This window comes from Aeromonas sp. ASNIH8, from assembly GCF_002919855.1.
Classification (GTDB): domain Bacteria; phylum Pseudomonadota; class Gammaproteobacteria; order Enterobacterales; family Aeromonadaceae; genus Aeromonas; species Aeromonas caviae.
Map to the genome: position 1 here is coordinate 21608 of NZ_PQLN01000003.1, position 19538 is coordinate 41145.

The window sequence follows — 19538 nt, forward strand, 5'->3', positions numbered from 1 at the left end:
TGCAGGAACGAGCGCCGGACGATGGTTTGACTTTGGCTCTGTAATCGATGGTGTCTGGCTTTTGCTGTGTATAGAAGTGGGATTGCTTCCGGCTGCATGGCTTAAACGCTTGGCGAAGATTTTAAACGGGTTTTAAACAGGGTGTAAGCATGAACGTTGCGTACTGTTCTGTAGAGTTTGCAAGAGAAGGTCAAGATGGTGTCCCGCAGTGGATTCGGATCTGGCCAAAAGGGCCCGTACATCGTACACGGGATGGACGGCAATTCAGATTGGATAACCCATCGAAATATGTTGCCAAGCTGAATTCCAGTCGCGTTGACATTGTGGTTGATTATGAGCATTCAACCGCGCTGCTTAAAGGGCAGAAAGCACCTGCCGCTGGCTGGTTAAAAGATTTCAAGGAAAATGATGGAGAGGTATGGGGTCGGGTGGAGTGGACAGAAGAGGCCGCACAACTTCTCTCCAAAAAGCATTATCGTTATATCTCGCCCCACTTCAATCATGATGAAATAGATGGTCAGGTTTTAAATCTTTGGAGCGTTGGTCTTGTTAATTCACCAGCATTGAATATGGAGGCTATTTGCGATGCAAATGGTCAATTAACAAAGGATCAAGTGCATGAAGTAAGTTCAATATTATCCGTTGCTGGCGTAGCAACACTTTCTGGCCTGTATGCAAAGTTAGAAAATGACAAAAACATGGCGATTCTCTCAGTCGTCGAATCAGCGCGGGAAAAAATGATAATTCCTGCGTCCATCAAGGATGAACTGATCGAGGTCTGTAGTGCCATTGGTATTGATAAGTTTCAACGAATAATAAAAGTGCTGAGTTCTATCCAAGGGTTGACACTTCCAAATAAATCACAAGTTGACGGACTCGAAAAACCGACCAATAAAAACTCATTGTTGACGCCACAAGAGCAGGAAATTTGCAAAAACTCAGGCATCACAGAAGAGCAATTTATTGAGGAAAAACGCCGACTAGCTAATCGTTAAGTATTATGGCGATATCAACTTATACTTTCACTAAAGGGGTAAACCATGAGTGAGTTCAATAATACCATTATCAATGCGAGTGCGGCCTTTAATGTTAAATTCAAAGGGGGGCAGGAAGCTGCTGAGCCGGACTATAAGGGGATCTGCACGGTAATACCGTCAATCGCTGCGACAACCGGTTATGGATTCCTCGGTGAGTTTCCGATGCTGAAAGAATGGATCGGGGAAAGAGATGTAAAAAATCTCGCTGACCATGACTATTCAGTAAAAAACAAACTCTATGAAGCCTCCATTTCTGTAAAGCGCACCGACTTTGAAGATAACGACTATGGCAAATATGGCCCCCTATTTGAAGAAATGGGACGTCAGGGGGAGGAGTATCCTGACGAGGTGGTATTCTCGTTACTGAAAAATGGTTTGACGGATCTTTGCTACGATGGCAAGCCGTTCTTTTCTGTAGAGCATCCCGCCCGAAGTGGTGTTGCTTCAAATTTGTTCGATGTTCCGGCAGGGGAGCCTGAAGGAGAACGGTGGTATCTGCTGGACACTCGCCGCGCATTGAAGCCTATGATCTGGCAAGAACGGGTCAAGCCCGCCATTGAGTCAGTCGTTGCCAATGGCAGCGTGATTGACTCCCACGTGTTCTTACAGGATCAATTCTTCTTCGGTGTACGTGCGCGTGGTAATGCAGGATTTACGTTGTGGCAACTGGCTGCATCCTCAAATCAGGCGCTCTCGGCAGATTCCTTTAACCAGCTGTATGACGCCATGTTTGCTGCTAAGACAGATTCTGGTCGCCCATTGCGTGTGCGTCCTTCTCTGCTCGTAGTGCCGCCTTCTTTGAGGCAGTCGGCCATGCAGATCACTCAGCGTGAGTATCTGCAAAACGGTGAGAGCAACCCGTTATACAAGATTGTGGATGTGCTCGTATCTCCTTGGCTTTAAGGCCAAGAGGGCGGGGCGAAGCGGGTTTGGCCGCGTCAGCGGCCCTTTTTATTATCCTGGTGAGCAGCGAGCTCGATCATGTCAACATCAGAGTCGGTTGCAAGGGTGATGCAGGGTATAGAAGATGGGCTCTGTATGAAGGCACTGCTCACAGCTTGTCTTTGGGTTGCTACCCAGTATCGAAGTGAAGTTATCGGCTCAAGGCTCATCACATGTGAAGGAATTGCCGCAGTGTGCTTTGAGCTTTTCGCGTGCGAACCTGACGTCCTTGCCGACATGAATCATGATTTGGCTATGGCAATCGCAGCCGATGAGAAGCTCTTAGATGCTCCTTTAACAGCTTGGTTTCGCTGTAAGGTGTGAGTCCTGGGTGGCTTTGACTTTGACGTTTAACCTGCTGTTAAACGGCTTTCAGGCTGGTGTTTACAGCAGGACTAAAATGCATAAAACGCGCTTTGGTGCGTTTTTCATTTTTGACGGATGTTTTTTTCAGGATTCGCGGCGGGCTACAGGTGACGATGAGCGCCTTGCGATAGCCATGTCCCTGGATATCCGCTGCCGCTTCCTGCAGGCAGCCCGCCCCCATCAGGTTGATTGCGGGAATGTAGAACTTGAATGTCGCCATGATGGACTCCGTATGATTAGCCATTAAGTGGTATGCGGGCGCCAACATAACAGCGTCGGAGGGGATGAGAAGGGGTCAATGGTATCTCGTTTGCAACCTTGTGGACTCGATCGAGCTCTTTAAATGGACGGTCGCTCAAGGCTTGACAAGGGATGGGAGTGCAAAAGGAACGTAAAAACGTTTTTCAAGAAATTCATCATCTTAGCAAACGTTTCGCGCCATTTTTGTCAGCTTTGAAGCGCAGAAGTGTGAGGCGCATCAAGGAATTGGAAAGCGTTTTTGACCATAGTTGGCGCCTCCCCGGATGAGGGGACACCGGCTTGAAAGTACCATAAAGAATCACCTTAACTGCACTCGGCTGCCATGCGGCGGGGCGCAACCAGGAGTCCACTATGTCTGATGTATTTCACTTGGGTTTGAAAAAAGCGGATCTGCAAGGCGCCACCCTGGCGATCGTCCCCGGTGACCCCGAGCGCGTGAAGCGCATCGCAGAGCTGTTGGACAACCCGGTGCACCTGGCCAGCCATCGTGAATTCACCACCTGGCGCGGCGAGATGGACGGCAAGGCCGTGATCATCTGCTCCACCGGTATCGGTGGCCCGTCCACCTCCATCGCGGTGGAAGAGCTGGCCCAGCTGGGTATCCGTACCTTCCTGCGCATCGGCACCACCGGCGCCATCCAGCCGCACCTGAACGTGGGCGACGTGATCGTCACCACCGGCTCCGTGCGCCTCGACGGTGCCAGTCTGCACTTCGCGCCGATGGAGTTCCCGGCAGTGGCCGACTTTGACTGCACCACCGCCCTGGTGAACACCGCCAAGGAGCTGGGCTCCAAGCTGCATGTGGGCGTCACTGCTTCTTCTGACACCTTCTACCCGGGTCAGGAGCGTTACGACACCGTATCCGGTCGCGTGGTACAACGTTTCCAGGGTTCCATGAAAGAGTGGCAAGCCATGGGCGTGCTGAACTACGAGATGGAGTCCGCGACCCTGCTGACCATGTGTACCAGCCAGGGCCTGCGTGCGGGCATGGTGGCCGGTGTCATCGTGAACCGTACCCAGCAGGAAATCCCGAACGCCGAAACCATGGCGAAAACCGAATCTGATGCCATCAAGATCGTGCTGGGCGCCGCCCGCAAGCTGATCTGATAGCCCTCTTTGTAACAAAGAGTACCGAGTGGGGGGTGGGGGCCGTTGCGAAAGCGCGGCCCCTATCTTTATCCGCCGTTTGCCCCTTTTGCCTTCCTGGCCCTGCTTTCCCCCTTCTTCGTTACCCCTGTTGCACCGTCATGGCCGCCAGTGCCTGCGCAAAGGGTGCCTCACAGCGGATCTGTACCGCTTCGCCGCTCACCGGGTGCACAAAACCGAGTTCACTGGCGTGCAGCATCAGTCTGGGGGCCCGTTCGCAGCCGGGCGGGAGCAGGCCGCCATAGAGATCGCATCCCAGGATGGGATGGCCCAGCCACTGGCTGTGGATGCGCAGCTGGTGGGTGCGCCCGGTTTCCGGTACCAGCCTGACCCGGGTCAATGGCACCGGCTGGCCTGCCCCCTCCAGGGTGAGCCGCTCCATCACCCGATAGCGTGAGCGGGCGGGTTTGCCGCTGGCGGCGCAGATGCTCATCAGCGGGAACAGCGCCGGATCCTTGGCAATGGATGCGTCGATGACGCCCTCATCCGCCGCCAGATGGCCGCAGAGCAGTGCCTCGTAAGCCTTGCTCACAGTGCGCTGGCTGAACTGGTGGCAGAGCAGGGCGTTGATGCTCTTGTTTCTGGCCACCACCATGACGCCCGAGGTGCCAAAGTCGAGGCGGTGCACCAGGGTGCAGCCGGGGTAATCCTGTACCAGCCGGTAATGGACCGAATCGAGGTTCTGCGGGTTCTTGCCCGAGAGGCTCAGCAGGCCGCTCGGCTTGTTGATGAGCAGCAGATGCGCATCCTCAAACAGGATCTCGATGATGGCGGCGCAGGGCGGAGCAACAAAGGTGTCGATGATGGCGGACATGGGGCAACCGGACGATGAAGGGGGAGGGATCATACCCGAACGATGGCGGCGCGGCGAATCTGGGTGTCCGCTCCCAAGGCCTGTCGCCAAGTACTTGATCTCGTTGGTTGAGGCGTTTTGTGACTCCCTCCTGAGTTCATCTGGCCATCTCTTGCTAAGGTATGGCTCCCTGTCATGTTGTAAGGAGTCTGTCCATGGCGTTGCCCGTTATTCTCGATTGCGATCCCGGCCACGATGATGCCATCGCCCTCATTCTGGCGCTGGCGAGCCCCGAGCTGAAGGTGCTGGCGGTCACCACCAGCGCGGGCAACCAGACCCCGGACAAGACCCTCAACAATGCCCTGCGCATCCTGACCCTGCTCGGCCGCGACGACATCCCGGTGGCGGCGGGGGCTGCCAAGCCCCTGGCCCGTGAGCTCATCATCGCCGACAACGTCCACGGCGAATCGGGGCTGGACGGCCCAGAGCTGCCGGATCCCGCCTTTGCTCCCCGGGCGATGAGCGCCCTTGAACTGATGGCAAGGTGTCTGCGCGAGAGCCCGGAGCCGGTCACCCTGGTACCGACCGGGCCGCTCACCAACATTGCCCTCTTGCTGGCGGCCCACCCCGAGCTCAAGCAGAAGATCGCCCGCATCGTACTGATGGGGGGCGCCGCCGGTGCGGGCAACTGGACCCCCGCGGCGGAATTCAATATTTATGTGGATCCCGAAGCGGCCGATATGGTCTTCAAGTCGGGGCTGCCCATCACCATGTGCGGGCTGGACGTGACCCATGAGGCCCAGGTGATGGACGAGGATATCGAGCGGGTACGCGCCATTCCCAACCCGGTAGCGCAGTGCGTGGCACAGCTGCTCGACTTCTTCATGATCTATCATCGGGATCCCAAGTGGGGATTTGCTGGCGCGCCGCTCCATGACCCCTGTACCATCGCCTGGCTGCTGGCGCCCTCCCTGTTTCACGGGGTGGAGTGCCGGGTCGATATCGAAACCGGCGGGACCCATACCCTGGGCATGACGGTGGTGGATCGCTACGACCTGACCGGCAAACCGGCCAATGCCCTGGTGCTGCTGGGGCTCGACAGGGTCGGTTTCATCGAGTTGCTGGTGCAGCGACTGCGCTCATTTGGTTGACATCCTGGACATCGGATAAGGGGTTGGGAATGTGGAAAGGGACGTTGGCGCTGCTGACATGCATGCAACTGACGGGTTGCGCGACCCCGTTCGAGAAGATGTGGCAGGGGCTGGCGACCTGCGAGCTGGACACCCTTCATCTCGACATCGAGACCGGGCGCCCGGCCAATCCGCAGCTCGCCATGTATACCCCTGACAAGGTGAGCGAGGGCTTTGCCTGGTACAAGGTCCATCAGGAGTTGCACGGCCTGCCCATCGTCGGCTTCCTGGTGCCAGCCTCCACCTTCGAGGTACATGCCCTCTTCGTGGATACCCCCATCGCCAATGCCCGCAGGCTGACACATAACGCCTATGGCAGCGAATTTTCCGACGAGAGGCTGCATGACGAGGGGATGGCCCCCCTGTTGCTGCGCGACCCCAACAATCCCAAGCGCTCCATCATCGACTGCACCCGGGGTGAGTCGGCGGAGCCGCTGCCGGAAGAGTCTTTCGGCGAAGGGGAGTGAGTCCGGGGGAGGGCAACGGGATATCAGGCCAGACAAGAAAGGGGCCAGCCGCAAGGCTGGCCCCTTCTCTATGGGAGCAGACCCGGGTCCGGGGTGTCAGGAATACCCCAGGGTCTGCCTGATGACGGGAAGCTGCGCAGCAATCCAGGCCGGATTGATGGGCCCCCAGTCGCTGATGCGGTAGTGCCCCTGCAGATGGCGAGCCCCCTCGGTCTGCTCGAAGGCGCACTGGATGTCGAGCTCCGCCAGGGCACTGAGGGTGTCCTGGGCGGTGCGGCGCGGCATGCCGGTCGCCTCCATGATGGCGGGCACGGTGTCCGTGCCCTGACTGATGAGGTGAGCCACGTAGAGCCGGCGATAGAAGCTGGTGCGGGTCTTGCTCGGCTCGCTCATATCTCGTCCTCGAGGCGATCGAAGTAGCGCCAGGTGGCGATGGCCGCCTTGCCCATCACCAGGGCCCAGACACCGAACCAGAACCAGCGGAAGAAGCTCCAGGTGGAGGCATCGGGCTCGGTGCTCGCGATCTTGGTGACGTTGGGGAACATGGAGAACATGTTCACGCGCCAGCCGTAGGAGGTGATGATGGCCAGGCGTTTTTCGAACTCCATGGACTTGGCCTTGGCCTGGACGTCGGCGGCGTTGAACTTGAAGTAGAAGGGCCAGCCCCATTCGGTGTCTTCATTGCGAAACACCCGGATCTTCTCGCCGGGGCGCTCGGTGTAGATGTAATAGACGTCGGTGGTGGGGCCGTCAGCCGGGTTCTTCTGGCTGATGGGGCCATCCTTGTCGGTACGCTTCACCTCCACCCCGGTGATGGTGGCGATGGTGTGCTCCGGCAGATAGAAATCGAGCCAGAGTGCGGAGAGCAGGGCGATGAGGCCGAGCATGATAAAAGCGGGTTTCTTGAACTTCAGGCTCATGATGATCTCTCGATGAGGGGGAGTGACGTGCCTCTACCATACCCACATTTGCGAAGGCAGCCCAGCCCCCAATGACACCTTGATGGCAAAAACCCGTTTTAAACAGGAGGCGTGAAGGGGGAGGGGCAAGTGCGGGGCCTGCGCCGGGCCCCGCGGTATCGAAGAGACCCTCTCGGGATCAGAGCTGGAACTGGGCGAGCTGCCTGCGCTGCTGCTCGGCGAGCTGTGACAGTTCGTGACTGGCGGCGGCACTCTGGCTGATGCCGGCGGCGTTCTGGTTCACGATCTCGTGGATGTTGGTGAGGTTGCGGCTGATGTCGGCGGTGACGCAGGATTGTTGTTCTGCCGCGGTCGCCACCTGGGCGTTGGCACCGTTGATCTGGTTGACCGCATCCGTGATGCCCCCCAGCAATGCCTGTACCTCGGCGGAGAGCTGCTGGTTGTGGCCGAGGATCTCCAGGGTCTGCTGCACGCCGCTGTTGGCGGAGAGGGACTGGCTCTGCAACTGCTCGATGATGGCCTGGATCTCCTTGGTGGAGTCCTGGGTACGGGCAGCCAGCAGGCGCACTTCGTCGGCCACCACCGCAAAGCCGCGGCCGCTTTCACCGGCGCGGGCCGCCTCGATGGCGGCGTTGAGGGCCAGCAGGTTGGTCTGCTCCGAAATGCTCTGAATGACTTCGATCACCTTGCCGATCTGCTCGGACTGGGACTTGAGCCTGGCCACCACAGTCGCGGCGTTCTCCAGACTGCCCGCCATGCGGCCGTTGGCCTCGATGCTTTCGGCAAACAGGGCCAGCCCCTGCTCGACCCGACTGTTGGCATCCCGGGCCAGCTCGTCGGCCAGGGCGGCGTTGTGGTTGACGTTGTCGGCGGTGCTGGCCAGCTCGGTGACGGCGGAGGCCACCTGTTCGGTCTCACCCCGCTGCTGCTGGGCGTTGACCTCTGCCTGGGTCATCACAGCGGCAAGCTCGGTGGCGGCGGAGGCCACATTGCCGCTGATGCCGGTCAGGGTCTGGATGGTGTTGGCAAGCTGGCTCAGGGTCCGGTTGATATCCCTGGCGAGCTGGCCCAGCTCGTTGTTGCCTTCGGCATTGGCACGAACGTTGAAGCGGCCGAGGGCGACGGCGTGCATCACCTCCTGCAACTGGCCGATGGGCTGCACGATGCGCCCGGAGATCCACCAGCCACCCAGCAGGGCCGCGATCAGGGTGCCCCCCATCAGCAGCAGGGTGCGCAGCAGGGTCGCGCGGTCGTGGGCCTGCTCCTCGGCAATCTCAGTCTGGGTCAGCTGATTGATGTGGACGGACATGGCATCGATCTGCTTGATGAGCGCCTCCCCCAGATCGCGAAAGTGCAGGCGGGCCTGCTCATAGGCGGCGGGATCGCCACTGCCTTGGTACTTGGCGGTCAGCAGGGGCAGCATGCTGCTGCGGGTATGGCCGAGGTAGGCCTGCAGGGCGGCCGCGACCTGACGGTTGTCCTGCTCGGCACCGGTGACAACCAGTCTGGTCAGGATGGCGCCAATCTCCTGTTCGGCGGCGGAGAGCTGGGCCGGCAACTGGGCGAAGAGGGCCTCATCGTAGAGGCCGTAGATGGCGTTGGTGCGCAGCCGGTAGGTGGCGTGGATCAGGGCCGCAATGTCGTCCTTGTGGCGGGTGACGCTGGCGGTGGTTTCATTCATGTCCTGAATGGCACCGTCGATTTCCTGTTTGCTGATCACGGCCATCAGCAGCATCAACAGGCTGGCGAGCAGGAGAGGGATAAGCACTTGAAGACGAATGGACAGATTATTCAATGACATGAAAGATCCTAACCCGAAAGAGGAGTGAGGCGGTATCTTACACAGACGCGACAATCCTTGTCACAGGGTTTTTAATGCTGAATTCTTGCTGAATGAAAAGGTTTTTCTTGTGTTAAAAGAGTGTGATAGGCAAGATCGTCTGCTTGTTACCCTGGAGGTGTAGTGTGTCCGACTGGATTGATCCCGCCATCTTGGCGCTCTTTATTCCCACGTTCTTTTTTGTCTCAGTAACCCCCGGTATGTGCATGACCCTGGCGATGACCCTGGGCATGAGTCTGGGGGTGCGCCGTACCCTGCACATGATGTGGGGGGAGCTTGTCGGCGTCGGCCTGGTCTCCGTGCTGTCGGTGGTCGGGGTGGCGGCAGTCATGCTCAACTACCCGGCCCTGTTCTCAGCATTCAAATATGTAGGTGGCGCCTACCTGGTCTGGCTTGGCATCCAGATGTGGCAGGCCAAGGGCAAGATGGCCATCCCGGCGGATCTCTCGGCGGGCCAGCAGACCAGCTCCATGGGGCTGGCCGTGCAGGGGTTCGTGACCGCCATCGCCAACCCCAAGGGGTGGGCCTTCATGGTCTCCCTGCTGCCCCCCTTCATCAATGCGGCCAAGCCGATGGCACCCCAGATAGGGGCCCTGGTCGCGCTCATCCTGGTCATCGAGTTCTCCTGCCTGATGCTCTATGCCAGCGGTGGCCGCACCTTGCGCCATTTCCTCGCCAAGAGCGGCAATGTCACTCTGATGAACCGGATCGCGGGCTCTCTCATGCTGTTTGTCGGGGTCTGGCTGGCCTTCGGTTAAACACCCGCTCAATCAGCCGCCCTATGTGACGCCATGGGGCACCTGAAGAGAGATGATGCAAAAAGGCCACCTCCCTGCCCGGGAAGTGGCCTTTTACATGGGCCCGTTTTTTCATGAACCCACTTTTCATGGACTCATGAGGTCAGTCGGTCAGGCAGTCCGGATCGAACACGTATTCCCCGGCCAGCCAGCGCAGGATCTCGTTCACGCAGGCCTGATCCTGGAACGGCAGGTAGCGGCTCTTGAGGTGGATGACCTGCTCGGGGGTGAGCTGGGCCAGACCGATATCCTGGAAGAGCGGCAGGTCGGCCTGGATCATGGCGGAGATCTGCGGCCCGCAGGTGGCGTTGAGGGAGGCGTGCAGCGCCTTGTCAGGATCGTACTGCTTGCCGAGCTTGTAGCTCATGGGCAGGGTGGCGAGCGGCAGGGCCGAGAGGGCCGCCTGCTTCATGGGATTGACCGCATGGCCGCTCACGAGGTCCGCCAGCTCTGCCGGACGGTTTTCGAAGGCGCGCAGGTGCAGGAAGCTGCTCGCCTTGCTGCCGTCATTGACCGGATAGTTGTCCCACAGGAAGGGCTTGCGATGGAGCCAGTCGGCGGCCTGTTTGAGGTGGGCAGCCGGATACTCGGTGGAGCAGACTTTGGGGCCGGTCCAGAAGACATCGATGCGCCTGTCGAGCCCCTGACCCAGATCCTGCAGATAGTGGGGGGGCATGGCACCGAACACCTTCTCCAGCACCGGATCCGTGCTGTAGTAGCTGGGGCAGAACAGCAGGCGGCCTGCGCCGGTGTGGGCCGCGATGTCGTGGGCGATGGTGAGCTGCCAGTGGGCGAGATCCGGGGTGTCCCCCTTCATGTCGTCAAACAGGATCGCCAGGATATCGGGCTTGAGCGCCTCCTCGATGAGCCTCACCTTCTCCAGCAGGGCGGGTCGCTGGCGGGCATAGTCGTGATGGGCTCCCATGGGGCTCAGGCCCACCCCGAAGGCCAGACCGTTCTCCCGGCACTGGCGGGCGAGCTGGCACAGGGCTTCAAGCTGGTCGGCGGGCCAGGGGGTGGCCCAGTGCTTGCGCAGGTAGCCGTCTTCCTTGGGGGCGTAGAGGTAGAAGCCATAGCCGTGGCGGGGCAGCCACTGGGCGTAGCGGGCACGGGCTTCCCAGCTCCAGCCCTTGCCAAAGAAACCCTCGATGAGGCCCAGCTTGGGCGAGGGAGGATACAGACCGGACAACAGGGTTTGATAAGGCATGGTTCACTCCCTTCTCACACAAATGCGGGCTACGATGGCCGGCGCCTAGACGGGGTCTTCTTCCAGGAAGCGCACCCCTATCTTGCGGGGTTCACCCTCTTCCATTTCCGCCACCGTCCAGAGCAGTCCCTGCCAGGCGACATGGTCACCGACCACCAGATTATCGCCCAACTGATGGGCAATAAAATCGCCGAGGCTCTGATCCGCCACCTCGCTCACATCCAGCCCGTAGAGCGGGGCGAGATCCACCAGCCTGGCGTTGGCCTCCAGCAGGAAGTCACCGAAGAAGCGCGGGCCCAGATCCTGCTCTGGCGCCTGGCTGAAGAGCTGACCGAGGGCGGGCAGGTCGTGCTCGTGGCCGATGACGCAGAGGATGTCATCGGATTGCAGGCAGGTACTGCCCGAGGGGTGGAGCAGCTCCTGGCCGCGGAACAGGGCGCAGATGCGGGTGCCCTGGGGCATGCGTAGCTCCCGCAAGGGGGAGCCGATGCACCACTTCTCGGCGCTCAGGCGATAGACGAAGGTCTCCCACTGGCTGTCGAGATCGATTTCCAGCCCAGAGCGGTTGATGGGAGAGGGCGGGGCGGGCACCTCCACTCGCGCCAGCTTTGATGCCAGCGGCAGCGAGCTGCCCTGCAGGATCAGCGAAACCAGCACCACGAAGAAGGCGACATTGAAGTAGAGCTGGGCATTGGGCAGCCCCGCCATCATGGGGAAGACCGCCAGGATGATGGGCACGGCGCCGCGCAGCCCCACCCAGGAGATGAACCAGCGCTCGCGGGGCGCGAAGTTCTTGAACGGCAGCAGGCCAATCCAGACCGACACCGGACGGGCAAACAGGATCATCCACATGGCCAGGGCCAGCGCCGGCAGGGCGATGGGCAGCAGCTTGTGGGGCGAGGCGAGCAGCCCCAGCACCAGGAACATGCCGATCTGGCTGAGCCAGGTCAGGCCGTCCAGCACGGAGAGGGTGGTGCTGCGGCTGCGCAGGGAGAGGTTGCCGAGCAGCAGGCCGGTGAGGTAGATGGCCAGGATGCCGCTGCCCCCCACCGCCGTGGTGAGGGCGAAGATGAGCAGGCCGCCGCTCACCGTGAGCAGGGGGTAGAGACCGGGGGCGAGCTTGGCACTGTTGATGAGCTTCCACAGCAGCCAGCCCCCGGCAAGGCCGATGCCAGCGCCCAGCCCGAACTGCTTGACGAGTTGCAACAGCAGGAAGCCGGCATCCAGCCCCTGCTGGGCGGTGGCCAGCACCTCGATCAGGGTGACGGTGAGAAAGACCGCCATGGGATCGTTGCTGCCCGATTCAATCTCCAGGGTGGCGCTGACCCGCTCGTTGAGGCTGCGCCCGCCGAGCAGGGAGAAGACCGCCGCCGCATCGGTGGAGCCGACGATGGCACCGATGAGCATCCCCTGCATCAGGTTGAGGTCGAACAGCCAGGCGGCGGCGAGGCCCGTGAGGCCGGTGGTGATGGCCACCCCGACCGTGGCCAGCGAGAGCGCGGGCCAGAGCGCGACCCGAAAGGAGGAGACCCGGGTGCGCATGCCGCCATCCAGCAGAATGATGGCCAGCGCCAGGTTGCCCACCAGGTAGGCGACCGAGTAGTCGGCGAAGTGGATGCCGCCGGGACCATCCTCACCCGCCAGCATGCCGACGGCGAGGAAGATGACCAGGATGGGGATGCCGACTCTGGAGGAGAGCGCGCTCAACAGGACACTGGCGCCCACCAACAGGGCACCGATGAAGAAGAAACTGTTGACGGTGGTGGCATCCAATGGCGAACTCCTTATGGCGGGCTGCAAAACAGGCACATTATATGCAGATTGACCCCCTTTGTGTGGCTTAATTGTGCATTGTTTTGCAGTTTTTTACGTTTGTTGCGCGGTTTTCAAGCAGGGCGAAGGCGAAGTGACCGCGCGGGAAAGCGAAGGGAAAGGGGGCAGTGGATGGGGATTTCAGGGCCGGCTCAGGGGGCGGCAGAGGGCGGAAAAATGCCGTGGTCGGGAAGGGGGCAGGAGCGCCGACGGGCTCCTGCGAGGGGGTCAGTCGTCCTCGTCGTCCTTGACCTCCCGGATCTTGTCCTTGTACTTGGGCAGCTGTTTCTCGAGCTGCTTCATGTCCTTGATGGCGTTGAGAAACAGGCCGAGCAAAAACAGCAGCGGCAAGCCTATCCATAACCACAAGCTCATCAGAATCTCCTTTCGTGGTGTGCCGGGGTGACATAGCGGGCCAGGATCTCGTCGAGATGGGCCAGGATGCACTCCTTGCCTTCAATATCCGCCCGTTCCAGACAAAGCGCCAGCGCCGCCGGATCCAGGGCCAGCCCGTCGGATTCGGGCGCGAAGCTCAGGTGCCAGGGCTCGTAGGCCACCCCCTGATCCGGTTGCTCCCCTTTTGCATAGGGCAGGAAGAAGCCGAAGTCGTTCATGTGATCGTCCAGCCATTCGCGCAAATCGGCAAACCAGCCGCCCGCCTCGTACTCCCAGGGTTCCAGCGCGAGCCGGGTGCCGGCGGGGAGGCAGTCCGGATCGTAGATGTCGAGATCCGTGCCCCAGTGATGGCGGCTGGTGCCGGGCAGGGCGCTCCAGTGCAGGATGGCGTGCAGTCGCTCGGTCTCGCCCAGTTGCAGGGCATCGAGGGGCTGGTTGTGCGCATCCAGCAGAGGGCGCTCCCCGCGCCATTTGCCGTTCCAGATGGCGAGCTGGCGCTCGAAGCCGCGCCAGCTGGAGGCCGCCTGCAGGTTGAAACCGGCATGGGCGGCAGCCACCTGCATGTCGTTGAAGGCCGCCGCGGTGGCGGCGGTCAGACGATGGGGGCCGCGCCCCACCAGGATGAGGTGGCTCTCATCCAGCCCAAGCAGTTGATCCTGATTCATGGTCTGGTCTCTCTTGTCCGGAGCGCTGCTCATGCCAGCAGTCGTGCCAGCACCCCTTGGTACATGTCCGCCAGCAGATCCAGATCGTCCGCCTTCACGCACTCGTTCACCTTGTGGATGGTGGCGTTGACCGGGCCGAGCTCGATGACTTCCGCCCCGGTGGGAGCGATGAAGCGCCCATCGGATGTGCCCCCCGTGGTGAGCAGGGCCGGCTGCTGGCCGTTCACTGCCGCCACGGCGGCGACGGTGGCGTCCAGCAGGGCGCCGGTGTCCGTCAGGAAGGGCTGGCCGGAGAGGGTCCACTTCAGCTCGAAGTCCAGGCCGTGACGGGTCAGCAGCGCCTCGACCCGCTCGCGGATAGCCGCATCGGTGAGCTCGGTGCTGAAGCGGAAGTTGAACTGGACCTGCAACTCCCCCGGGATGACGTTGGAGGCGCCGGTGCCGCCCTGGATGTTGGCGATCTGGAAGCTGGTGGGGGGGAAGTAGGCGTTGCCCTTGTCCCACTCGATGGCGGCGAGCTCCGCCAGCGCCGGGGCCGCCTTGTGGATAGGGTTGTCCGCCAGATGGGGGTAGGCGACGTGGCCCTGCACCCCGCGCACCAGCAGATCGCCGGTGATGGAGCCGCGACGACCGTTCTTCACCACGTCCCCAACCTGGGCGGTGGAGGAGGGTTCGCCGACGATGCACCAGCGGATCTTCTCGTTGCGTGCCTCCAGGGTGTCGATGACGCGCACCGTGCCGTTGATGAAGGGCCCCTCTTCATCCGAGGTGATGAGAAACGCGATGGAGCCCTTGTGGTCCGGGTGCTCGGCCACGAAGCGCTCGGTCGCCACCACCATGGCGGCCAGAGACCCCTTCATGTCGGCGGCGCCCCGGCCATGGAGCATGCCGTCCTTGATGGTTGGCTCGAATGGCGGGGTGTCCCACTTCTCCAGGGGGCCGGCGGGTACCACGTCGGTGTGGCCGGCGAAGCAGAAGAGGGGACCCTCGCTGCCACGGCGTGCCCAGAGGTTGGTGGTGTCCTCAAAGACCATGGGTTCGATGACGAACCCCAGGCGTGCGAGGCGCTCCGCCATCAGGGTCTGGCACCCTTCATCCAGGGGGGTCACGGAGGGGCGGCTGATCAGATCCTTGGCCAGTGTGATGACGTCCGACATCGGTGTTCCTTAACAGAAAAAGTTAACGGGAGAAGAGGGATTGATAGAGGTCTGCCTTGAAGCCCAGGGTCAGGGTGCCGTCCTGGTCCAGCAGCGGGCGCTTGATCATGGCTGGGTGGGCCAGCAGCAGGTCACGGGCCTTGGCGGTGTCGAGCCCCTGTTTTTCTGCTTCCGGCAGGGCGCGGAAGGTGGTGCCACGGGTGTTGAGCAGGGCTTCCCAGCCCAGCTTGGCGAGCCAGAGATCGAGCTGTTCCGGGCTCAGACCGTCGGCGCGGTGATCATGAAAGCGGTAATCGATACCCGCCTCCTCCAGCCACTTGCGGGCCTTCTTGATGGTGTCGCAGTTCTTGGGAGAAATGCCGTAGAGTACGACTTTACATTCGCTCTTGTTTTCCATGGGGTTCACCGTGTTCCGTTTGATGGGCAGTAGCATACAGACGATCACCATCCATGGAAACGTGACCGCTTAGGTTGGTCATCTGACCTATGGCTTGTTTGTTGGATTACAGTGATGTCGGTAAAAATAACTACCAATGAATATTGTGGGATGTACCGCTTTGCTGGTAGGCTCACCTCATCTTGGTTATCAACCTTGCTCACCTACCCCTGATGTGAGCCAATGCAAAGGAGTTGTTATGAGTCGTCCCCCGAAGGCCTATTCCTACATTCGGTTCAGTACCCCAAAGCAGGCACAAGGGGATAGCTATCGTCGTCAGCTTCAGAAGGCAACCGATTACTGTGCCGAGCACAATCTCCAGCTTGATGAGAAGACCATTGATGACTTTGGGTTGAGTGCGTATCGAGGAGCCAACATGGCTATAGGGGCGCTAGGTCGCTTCTTTGATGCGGTAAAGAGCGGAAAAATTGAGCAAGGATCCTATCTGTTGGTTGAATCGGTAGACCGCCTGAGTCGGCAAACGGTAGAAGATGCACTGATCCAGTTTCTTGCGATAATCAGTGCGGGCATTGTTATCGTTACGCTCGACGACAAAGCGGTGTATCGCAAAGGTCAGGTGGAAACTCAGAATCTATTGCTTTCTATTGTCTTTATGGCTCGTGCGAATAATGAGTCAGAAACAAAGAGTGGTCGAAGTCGTGATGCTTGGGAGAATGGCCGGGAGCAGGCCAGAGAGAATAATAAGGTGATGAAAAACTCTCGCTTACCCTCATGGCTGAAATTGGAAGAGGGAAAGATTAGGCCTATCCCTGAACGAGCTGCAATCGTGAATGAAATGTTTGAGCTGGCTAAGACTGGTTGTGGTTATGAACAGATTGCCAAGATTTTTCTGGAAAAGGGCTACAAGACATTTGGCAAAGAGGCTGATTGGCGTCCGGCTGGAATTCAGGCGGTCATCAAGAGCCAAACTGTGATAGGTGTGTTTCAGCCACACAAGTTAGATATAGATAGTGGTGAGCGGGTACCTGAAGGAGACCCTATTCTGGGGTACTATCCCACAATTGTTTCCCCTGCCTTGTTTGAAGAGGTGCAGCACCTTATTAGTAAGAGGAACAAGCATAGTGGTTCTTATCGCAAAGGTACCTTTAACAATCTCTTTAGTGGTGTACTTCGTTGTCAGTGTGGCGAATCGTTGCGTTACCAAAATAAGGGGCGGGCAGGGAGCCCGAGAAACTATCTGGTTTGCCCCAAGCAGAATACAGCTGGGTGCAAATTGCCTAACATGCTTTACAGCAGAGTTGAACCACAACTGTTACAAGCTATTTTCTTGCTGAACAACGTGATGAAGCAGCGGGTTGAGATTGAGGATAAGACGATCGCTCTTAAAAACACGCTAGCAGAATTACGAGTTCAGCTAGAGGCGGAGACCCAAAAGAGAAAGAAGGCCGCACAACTCGTACTGGAGAACGATAACGATGCTGATTTTCGAGTCTTATTCGAGCAGTGTAAGAAGAAAACACAGGCCTTAGAAGAGCAAGTGCAACAAGCTGAGAGAGAGCTTTTTAGTCGAGAGCTATCAGCCAAAACACTTAAATACATCATAAAACCAGATGAGTTAAAAACAACGGAACAGCGTCAGCTATTCAACAGTCAGTTAAAAATGGCATTGAAGGAAATTAGATTCCGTTTTGATGGTGGCTATCTGTGGGCAGAGTATAAGGATCTTGATGGCGGGCTCATGCTGACGCAGGTTTTTGAAAACAAATTGGCGGGGAGTTCGATTTATGATGGGTCTAGATACTGTGTTAGAAAGACTCAACCTAATGCTCCTTATGGTGTTGATCCTTCAGTGATGCAACAAGAGATGGAAAATGATATCCGTAACTCCCAGAAGAACGATGATGGCACAGATCCTGACTTTGAGGATTTAAGCTCAGAATATTCGCAATAAATGCCTACAAGGGGGTTGTATTGGACGCTACAGGTGTTTTCATTGGCCCTCCTTCACAAGGGCTTATTGATGCAAAAAAATTGCTTTCGCGGATACCTGGATTCAACCGCCGATACAGCCAGTATGTCTGGAGAGCAATAGGTAACATCCGGCAGGTGCAGGGGCTTGACCTGCCGGAGGTTCCCGAACCGGATAATGGATTGGGGACGTGGACTCCTTTACAAGCCTTGGCTGTGTTGACCTATGGCCCCAGCTCTCACTTAAACCTGAGGCTAATAGCGGAGATCGAGCAGCTTACCGGGCTGGAGTTACCACATGATGAAAGGCAAAGCCGCCATGAGGCTGCATTTTATGTGGAATACTTGGCCCCGCTGGTTACTTACTTTCAAATGCAGCAACCGGGTTTGCGAATGGAGGTGATCCCGCAGTTCGATTGCGACCCTTACCGGGTGGATTTTCGGGTAGATTTGCAGTGGTTCGACCCAAACGGGAAGTATTTTGACAAACCTATCCGGCAGGAAACCTACTTGCTGGAGTTTGACGAAAAAGAGCATCTGGAGCCAGTGAACCGTAAAGCAGACCAGCAGCGTGATGCTTGCATCGAGCAGCAGACGGGCCTCAGACCGCTCAGGATTCGCCATGAGGAGCAAGAGCTGTGGGCTACCATTTGCCGGACTCAGGGACGCATCCTAAGCGTTGAGGAGTACCTGCAAGGGCTGCTGGGAGCAATGGCAGAGCCGGGCGATGGCCGACATCTTGATATCACGCGAGAGTCTGCCCAGAGTGCTTATACCTGCGATTCTGCCGGGTATCTGCGATATCCAGCCCAGCCCAAACGCGACTTGGAGAAGATTGCACAACGGCTTGGCTGGCGGTTGAGTCCGAGGCATAGCGGTAATCTGGCATATCACCGTCTGACCCCGCCGCGAGTGACTGCCAATCGACACATTTCGGGGTGATGTGTCTGGTCGATTTGAGTCTCATCGACACATCCAACAACGTGTTCATGGGCTTTTCGGCGACATGTGTCTGATGTGTCGTTTGTTCCAGCCCGATATATATACCCGTTTAGTTACTCTGACTCTTATCTATTTACTACACCGAGGGGGGAGCTTACCAGCCACCCGAAGGAGAGATTTCGAGAAGATTGCAACGAACTTGCCCGGTTGATTGCCCGGCAAAAACAATCCCAAACCCCACCAGCACAAGGAAAGCGAGCAGGCAACATTCAGACCCTACGCCGGTATAAGACAGATGAGAGCAACCCCATAGGAGAACCCCATGGAATACATCACATCTGGCCCCTTGTCGGGAGCCATCCAGCAAGGAGAAGGCGTATGAATGAGCAGCAAGGGAACCCGTTACTGAAAGCGTTGGAGGCGGCACTGCTGGCAGCCTTGGGCGTCCTCATTAAGGAGGCCGTCAACTCGATGCAGACACCGCCGCCCCCACCGAAGGAGCCGGACGCTCAATAGACCATGCCCGTGTGACAGACCGGAAGCCCCCCGGCAACCCCTGTCACACGGGTTGGTTTTCGAGTTTTGACACGTTTTTCTTGCAGGGTCTTGAGCCTATTGGGAGGCCATCATGGCAATCATCGGGTATGCCCGTGTCTCGACCACGGGGCAATCGCTGGAGCAGCAACTGACAGCTCTGGCGGAGTGTGAAAAAGTTTTTCAGGAGAAAGTCAGCGGTAGCAAGACGGATAGGCCGCAACTACAGGCAATGCTCGAATTTGCCCGTTCTGGAGACGTGCTAAAGGTGACCAAATTGGATCGTCTGGCCCGGAACACCCGGCACTTGCTGGAGATCACAGACCAGTTACACGCCAAAGGGGTAACATTACAGATCCAGAATCTGGGCATCGACACGGCCACTCCGACAGGTAAGCTAATGCTGACCATGATCGGGGCCATCGCCACGTTCGAGCGGGAAATCATGCTGGAGCGTCAGGCGGAAGGAATCGCCTTGGCTAAGGCCAAAGGGGTCTACAAGGGCCGGAAGCCGACAGCGATGGAGAAGCGGGATGAGGTGCTGCATCTTCTATCGCAGGGCATCGCTAAGGCATCAGTGGCAAAGCGGCTGGGTATCAGCGTGTCGAGTGTCCATAGAATTGCTTGTCAACCTTGAGTTGCTTGGGCATGATTTTGTACCGAGTACCCCCTCATTAACTGGGTGTATATCAACCACGATT

General features: G+C 58.6%; 22 protein-coding genes. 11 read left to right on the forward strand and 11 right to left on the reverse strand.

Features of this window, described 5'->3' with window-relative positions:
* The first annotated feature begins 149 nt into the window (after nt 1-149).
* The 3 genes from C3418_RS01550 to C3418_RS24025 all read left to right on the forward strand — a co-directional run bounded on the left by C3418_RS01550 (nt 150) and on the right by C3418_RS24025 (nt 2303).
* Entirely contained in the window at nt 150-995 is an 846-nt protein-coding gene (locus tag C3418_RS01550) for a phage protease (RefSeq protein ID WP_080560415.1), read from the forward strand.
* A gap of 45 nt (nt 996-1040) precedes the next feature.
* Nucleotides 1041-1940 (forward strand): Mu-like prophage major head subunit gpT family protein, encoded by a 900-nt coding sequence (locus C3418_RS01555; protein WP_010673307.1) that lies wholly within the window; start codon nt 1041-1043, stop codon nt 1938-1940.
* Nucleotides 1941-2018: 78 nt separating this feature from the next.
* On the forward strand, nt 2019-2303 hold the full coding sequence (locus C3418_RS24025) for a hypothetical protein (protein WP_139127853.1): 285 nt from the start codon (nt 2019-2021) through the stop codon (nt 2301-2303).
* A gap of 37 nt (nt 2304-2340) precedes the next feature.
* Here the strand turns inward: C3418_RS24025 and C3418_RS24320 are convergent, their stop codons facing one another.
* Nucleotides 2341-2565, reverse strand: coding sequence for a hypothetical protein (locus C3418_RS24320; protein WP_069784486.1), 225 nt, complete (start codon nt 2563-2565; stop codon nt 2341-2343).
* A gap of 392 nt (nt 2566-2957) precedes the next feature.
* Between C3418_RS24320 and udp the strand changes: the two genes are divergently transcribed.
* Nucleotides 2958-3713, forward strand: a complete 756-nt coding sequence (udp, locus tag C3418_RS01565) for a uridine phosphorylase (protein ID WP_010674037.1) — start codon at nt 2958-2960, stop codon at nt 3711-3713.
* A 121-nt stretch (nt 3714-3834) separates the two neighbouring features.
* On the opposite strand, the gene C3418_RS01570 is transcribed toward udp, so the two are convergent.
* Entirely contained in the window at nt 3835-4566 is a 732-nt protein-coding gene (locus C3418_RS01570; RefSeq protein WP_010674038.1) for an RluA family pseudouridine synthase, read from the reverse strand.
* Nucleotides 4567-4760: 194 nt separating this feature from the next.
* Between C3418_RS01570 and rihA the strand changes: the two genes are divergently transcribed.
* Both rihA and C3418_RS01580 read left to right on the forward strand, forming a co-directional pair.
* Complete coding sequence (gene rihA / locus C3418_RS01575) at nt 4761-5696, forward strand: pyrimidine-specific ribonucleoside hydrolase RihA (protein ID WP_010674039.1); 936 nt, start codon at nt 4761-4763, stop codon at nt 5694-5696.
* Between the two features lie 29 nt (nt 5697-5725).
* Nucleotides 5726-6202, forward strand: a complete 477-nt coding sequence (locus C3418_RS01580) for a hypothetical protein (RefSeq protein ID WP_029314217.1) — start codon at nt 5726-5728, stop codon at nt 6200-6202.
* Nucleotides 6203-6298: 96 nt separating this feature from the next.
* On the opposite strand, the gene C3418_RS01585 is transcribed toward C3418_RS01580, so the two are convergent.
* The 3 genes from C3418_RS01585 to C3418_RS01595 all read right to left on the reverse strand — a co-directional run bounded on the left by C3418_RS01585 (nt 6299) and on the right by C3418_RS01595 (nt 8923).
* Nucleotides 6299-6595, reverse strand: coding sequence for a helix-turn-helix domain-containing protein (locus C3418_RS01585; protein WP_010674041.1), 297 nt, complete (start codon nt 6593-6595; stop codon nt 6299-6301).
* On the reverse strand, nt 6592-7122 hold the full coding sequence (locus C3418_RS01590) for a DUF1523 family protein (RefSeq protein ID WP_010674042.1): 531 nt from the start codon (nt 7120-7122) through the stop codon (nt 6592-6594). Before C3418_RS01590 ends, C3418_RS01585 begins: the two co-directional genes overlap by 4 nt.
* Before the next feature lie 178 nt (nt 7123-7300).
* The gene (locus C3418_RS01595; protein ID WP_029314219.1) at nt 7301-8923 is read right to left on the reverse strand and encodes a methyl-accepting chemotaxis protein; all 1623 of its coding nucleotides are present in this window, start codon (nt 8921-8923) and stop codon (nt 7301-7303) included.
* Between the two features lie 164 nt (nt 8924-9087).
* Between C3418_RS01595 and C3418_RS01600 the strand changes: the two genes are divergently transcribed.
* Nucleotides 9088-9720: a LysE family translocator gene (locus tag C3418_RS01600; RefSeq protein ID WP_029314220.1), complete on the forward strand. Its 633-nt coding sequence runs from the start codon at nt 9088-9090 to the stop codon at nt 9718-9720.
* Nucleotides 9721-9862: 142 nt separating this feature from the next.
* Here the strand turns inward: C3418_RS01600 and C3418_RS01605 are convergent, their stop codons facing one another.
* From C3418_RS01605 to C3418_RS01630, 6 genes are all read right to left on the reverse strand, one after another.
* Nucleotides 9863-10966 carry a beta-N-acetylglucosaminidase domain-containing protein gene (locus tag C3418_RS01605; protein ID WP_010674046.1) on the reverse strand — a complete coding sequence of 368 codons (1104 nt, stop codon included), beginning with the start codon at nt 10964-10966 and terminating at the stop codon, nt 9863-9865.
* 45 nt (nt 10967-11011) lie between these two features.
* Entirely contained in the window at nt 11012-12739 is a 1728-nt protein-coding gene (locus C3418_RS01610) for a potassium/proton antiporter (RefSeq protein ID WP_010674047.1), read from the reverse strand.
* 267 nt (nt 12740-13006) lie between these two features.
* Nucleotides 13007-13153, reverse strand: a complete 147-nt coding sequence (locus tag C3418_RS01615; protein WP_010674048.1) for a hypothetical protein — start codon at nt 13151-13153, stop codon at nt 13007-13009.
* Nucleotides 13153-13839: a M15 family metallopeptidase gene (locus C3418_RS01620; protein ID WP_029314223.1), complete on the reverse strand. Its 687-nt coding sequence runs from the start codon at nt 13837-13839 to the stop codon at nt 13153-13155. Before C3418_RS01620 ends, C3418_RS01615 begins: the two co-directional genes overlap by 1 nt.
* Nucleotides 13840-13868: 29 nt before the next feature.
* Nucleotides 13869-14996, reverse strand: coding sequence for a succinyl-diaminopimelate desuccinylase (gene dapE / locus C3418_RS01625; protein ID WP_010674050.1), 1128 nt, complete (start codon nt 14994-14996; stop codon nt 13869-13871).
* Nucleotides 14997-15018: 22 nt separating this feature from the next.
* Entirely contained in the window at nt 15019-15393 is a 375-nt protein-coding gene (locus C3418_RS01630) for an ArsC family reductase (protein ID WP_029314225.1), read from the reverse strand.
* A gap of 238 nt (nt 15394-15631) precedes the next feature.
* Here C3418_RS01630 and C3418_RS01635 point away from each other — a divergent pair, with 238 nt between their 5' ends.
* The 4 genes from C3418_RS01635 to C3418_RS01645 all read left to right on the forward strand — a co-directional run bounded on the left by C3418_RS01635 (nt 15632) and on the right by C3418_RS01645 (nt 19474).
* Complete coding sequence (locus tag C3418_RS01635; protein WP_010674052.1) at nt 15632-17344, forward strand: recombinase family protein; 1713 nt, start codon at nt 15632-15634, stop codon at nt 17342-17344.
* A gap of 20 nt (nt 17345-17364) precedes the next feature.
* Nucleotides 17365-18303, forward strand: a complete 939-nt coding sequence (locus C3418_RS01640; protein ID WP_146054087.1) for a hypothetical protein — start codon at nt 17365-17367, stop codon at nt 18301-18303.
* A gap of 378 nt (nt 18304-18681) precedes the next feature.
* Nucleotides 18682-18819, forward strand: a complete 138-nt coding sequence (locus tag C3418_RS24325) for a hypothetical protein (RefSeq protein WP_010674054.1) — start codon at nt 18682-18684, stop codon at nt 18817-18819.
* A 112-nt stretch (nt 18820-18931) separates the two neighbouring features.
* Nucleotides 18932-19474: a recombinase family protein gene (locus C3418_RS01645; protein ID WP_010674055.1), complete on the forward strand. Its 543-nt coding sequence runs from the start codon at nt 18932-18934 to the stop codon at nt 19472-19474.
* Nucleotides 19475-19538: the final 64 nt, after the last annotated feature.